This is a genomic window from Corynebacterium minutissimum, from assembly GCF_000805675.1.
In the GTDB taxonomy this organism is placed as follows: Bacteria; Actinomycetota; Actinomycetes; order Mycobacteriales; family Mycobacteriaceae; genus Corynebacterium; species Corynebacterium minutissimum.
The window spans coordinates 1-1,558 of sequence record NZ_JSEF01000027.1; the positions used below are offsets into that span (position 1 = coordinate 1).

A 1,558-nucleotide genomic window follows, 5' to 3' on the forward strand; every position below is an offset into this window, starting at 1 on the left:
TAGGTTTGGGCTTTTCACGGCCTTTTTTGTGGAGAGTTTGATCCTGGCTCAGGACGAACGCTGGCGGCGTGCTTAACACATGCAAGTCGAACGGAAAGGCTCCTGCTTGCAGGGGTACTCGAGTGGCGAACGGGTGAGTAACACGTGGGTGATCTGCCTTGCACTCTGGGATAAGCTTGGGAAACTGGGTCTAATACCGGATAGGAACCGTCTTTAGTGTGGTGGTTGGAAAGTTTTTTCGGTGCAAGATGAGCTCGCGGCCTATCAGCTTGTTGGTGGGGTAATGGCCTACCAAGGCGTCGACGGGTAGCCGGCCTGAGAGGGTGTACGGCCACATTGGGACTGAGATACGGCCCAGACTCCTACGGGAGGCAGCAGTGGGGAATATTGCACAATGGGCGGAAGCCTGATGCAGCGACGCCGCGTGGGGGATGACGGCCTTCGGGTTGTAAACTCCTTTCGACAGGGACGAAGCTTTTTGTGACGGTACCTGTATAAGAAGCACCGGCTAACTACGTGCCAGCAGCCGCGGTAATACGTAGGGTGCGAGCGTTGTCCGGAATTACTGGGCGTAAAGAGCTCGTAGGTGGTTTGTCGCGTCGTCTGTGAAATTCCGGGGCTTAACTCCGGGCGTGCAGGCGATACGGGCATAACTTGAGTGCTGTAGGGGAGACTGGAATTCCTGGTGTAGCGGTGAAATGCGCAGATATCAGGAGGAACACCGATGGCGAAGGCAGGTCTCTGGGCAGTTACTGACGCTGAGGAGCGAAAGCATGGGTAGCGAACAGGATTAGATACCCTGGTAGTCCATGCCGTAAACGGTGGGCGCTAGGTGTAGGGGGCTTCCACGTCTTCTGTGCCGTAGCTAACGCATTAAGCGCCCCGCCTGGGGAGTACGGCCGCAAGGCTAAAACTCAAAGGAATTGACGGGGGCCCGCACAAGCGGCGGAGCATGTGGATTAATTCGATGCAACGCGAAGAACCTTACCTGGGCTTGACATACACCAGATCGCTGCAGAGATGTAGTTTCCCTTGTGGTTGGTGTACAGGTGGTGCATGGTTGTCGTCAGCTCGTGTCGTGAGATGTTGGGTTAAGTCCCGCAACGAGCGCAACCCTTGTCTTATGTTGCCAGCATTTGGTTGGGGACTCATGAGAGACTGCCGGGGTTAACTCGGAGGAAGGTGGGGATGACGTCAAATCATCATGCCCCTTATGTCCAGGGCTTCACACATGCTACAATGGTCGGTACAACGCGCAGCGACACTGTGAGGTGGAGCGAATCGCTGAAAGCCGGTCTTAGTTCGGATTGGGGTCTGCAACTCGACCCCATGAAGTCGGAGTCGCTAGTAATCGTAGATCAGCAATGCTGCGGTGAATACGTTCCCGGGCCTTGTACACACCGCCCGTCACGTCATGAAAGTTGGTAACACCCGAAGCCAGTGGCTCAAACTTGTTAGGGAGCTGTCTAAGGTGGGATCGGCGATTGGGACGAAGTCGTAACAAGGTACCCGTACCGGAAGGTGCGGGTGGATCACCTCCTTTCTAAGGAGCATTAAT

General features: G+C 55.4%; 1 rRNA gene. It reads left to right on the forward strand.

The window, feature by feature from the left end:
• The first annotated feature begins 25 nt into the window (after positions 1-25).
• Positions 26-1,543, forward strand: a 16S ribosomal RNA gene (locus NX84_RS12225).
• Positions 1,544-1,558: the final 15 nt, after the last annotated feature.